Raw genomic sequence first — 2,591 nt, forward strand, 5'->3', positions numbered from 1 at the left:
CGTCCGCGGCCCCGGCACCACCCAAACCTGGCTCGTCACCAACGCCACCCGCACCCCCACCACCCCCACCACCGACGCACACATCGTCCCCCTCACCGCAGCCACACTCGCCGCCATCCCGATCGCCGGCTGAGGCTTCACCCGCGCACTCCGAACATTCGCTGACAGAGGCCGCTCGCGGCCCGACCGAGCACGGCCTCGTACGAACAGGAGACCATTCGCATGCCCAGGTCCACGCGCAGGAAAGTCGCCAAGGCGCTCGCCCTCACCGGTGTGATCGCATCGGCCCTCGCCGGGTCCGCCGGAGCCGCAGGTGCTGCGGGCGGCGCAGGTGCGGCCGATCCGTCCACGACCCGCACGGTGTCGTACGCCGGCTACTCGTTCACCGTGCCCGCCCAATGGCCGGTGATCGATGTGGCGGCGGACCCCACCACGTGTGTCCGCTTCGATCAACACGCCGTCTACCTCGGAGCCCCCGGCGCCGACCAGGTGTGCCCGAGCCACCTGATCGGCCGCACCGAGGCGATCGTGATCGCCCCCGACGACGGATCCACCGGCGGTTCGGGCACGATCGACAACGCCGTCTCGCAGGAGATCACCGTCACCGCGCCGCGAATTCGGATCACCGCCACCTACGCGGAGGCGAGTCCGGTCGTACGCTCGATCATCGACTCCGCGGCTCTTCCGTCCGCGTCGCGCCGCCCCGTGGTCGCACCGCGCGCGGCGGCGGTCCCGCAGCAGGCGGCTGCGGCGATCGCGCAGGGCTCGACGAACTACACCGGCAAGGGCTTCGACGCGTGTACCGCGCCGAGTTCGTCGTTGATGAACGCGTGGCGGAACGACTCGCCGTATCGCGCGGTCGGCGTGTACATCGGCGGCTCCAAGCGCGCATGCGGACAGCCCAACCTCACGAGCGCGTGGGTTCAGCAACAGGCCGCCGCCGGCTGGCACTTCCTACCGCTCTACGTCGGCGTCCAGGCCGACAGGATATCCTCGCCGGTGGCGCAGGGCCGCAGTTCCGCCGACGACGCGGCGAACCAGGCCGCAAGCCTTGGCTTCGGACCGGGTTCGGTCCTGTACTACGACATGGAGAACTACTCCTCGGCCTACCGCGGCACGGTGCTCTCCTTCCTGTCCGCGTGGACGCAGCAGGTGCACGCCCGCGGCTACAAGTCGGCGGTCTACAGCAGTTCTTCGAGCGGTATCCGCGATCTGGCGAACAACGTCTCGGGCTACGCGATGCCGGACGTCATCTTCACGGCGAACTGGAACAACCGGGCCGACACCGCCGAACCCGCGATCTCGGACAGCCTGTGGAGCAATCACCAGCGCGTTCACCAGTACGCCGGCAACGTGACCGAGTCCTACGGCGGTCACCAGTTGCAGATCGACCGGAACTACCTCGACGTCGCGTTGGCCGAGACGCCGACCACGCCCGTCGATCCGTCGAGGTTGCCCAACGGAACGCTGGTGCGTGAGCCCGGCGGTTCGATGGCGGTGGCCGCGGGTGGCGCGTTGCTCACCTTCGGGTCGATGGCCGAACTCACCGAAGCCGGTTACGCCTCCAGCCCGTTCCAGAACGTGCCCGCCGGCTACATCGGCGGCGCGTCGCACCAGCCGCGTCCGGGCACGCTGATCCGTACCGGTCCCTCCCCGAAGGTCTACCTCACCGCCGGGGGCGGCCGCGTCGTCTTCAGCGACGAGGCGGACCTGGCCGAGACCGGCTACAACATCGCCGACACCGTCGTGGTGCCGTCGTCGTTCATGGCCACGCTGCCGGAGGGTGTCGCGGACGGCACCCTGGTCCGCACCGTACCGAACTCCACGGTGTACGTGACCGTCAACGGCGCCCGCATCCCGTTCCTGGACGAGGCCGAACTCGCCGCCGCGGGCTACGACATCGCCCGCACGGTGGTGCTGCCCACGTCCTACGTCTCGGGGCTGCGCACCAAGCCCACCGACGGCACGCTGATTCGGACCGGTTCCGAACCGACCGTCTACGTCACCGTCAACGGCGCCCGCGTCCCGTTCAACGACGCCGACGAACTCGCCGTCGCAGGCTACGACATCACCCGCACCATCAAAATCCCCACCTCCTACCTGAACACACTCCCCCAAACCATCCCCGACGCAACCCTCATCCGCACCGGCGACAACGCCTCCGTCTACGTCACCGCCGGCGGCGCCCGAATCCCCTTCACCACCGAAACCGAACTCACCCAAGCCGGCTACGACATCACCCACACCGTCAAAATCCCCACCACCCACATGAACACCCTGCCCACCGAACCCGCCGACGGCACCCTCGTCCGCACCGGCCCCGACCCCACCGTCTACCTCCTCGCCGGCGGCGCCAAGCTCACCGTCCCCACCGTCACCGACCTCACCGACGCCGGCTACGACATCACCCACACCGTCACCACCCCCACCACCTGGACCAACCAACTCCCCACCACACCCCGCAACGGCACCCTCGTCCGCGGCCCCGGCACCACCCAAACCTGGCTCGTCACCAACGCCACCCGCACCCCCACCACCCCCACCACCGACGCACACATCGTCCCCCTCACCGCAGCCACACTCGCCGCCAT

The 2,591-nt window shown here is 69.4% G+C and carries 1 protein-coding gene; it reads left to right on the plus strand.

Translation table 11 applies throughout. The features are described from left to right. Positions 1–222: 222 nt before the first annotated feature. Positions 223–2,591 (plus strand): DUF1906 domain-containing protein (locus GT354_RS27630; RefSeq protein ID WP_161359093.1); only part of this gene is annotated, 2,369 nt, incomplete at its 3' end.

Source organism: Streptomyces sp. SID3343 (assembly GCF_009865215.1).
Taxonomy (GTDB): Bacteria; Actinomycetota; Actinomycetes; order Streptomycetales; family Streptomycetaceae; genus Embleya.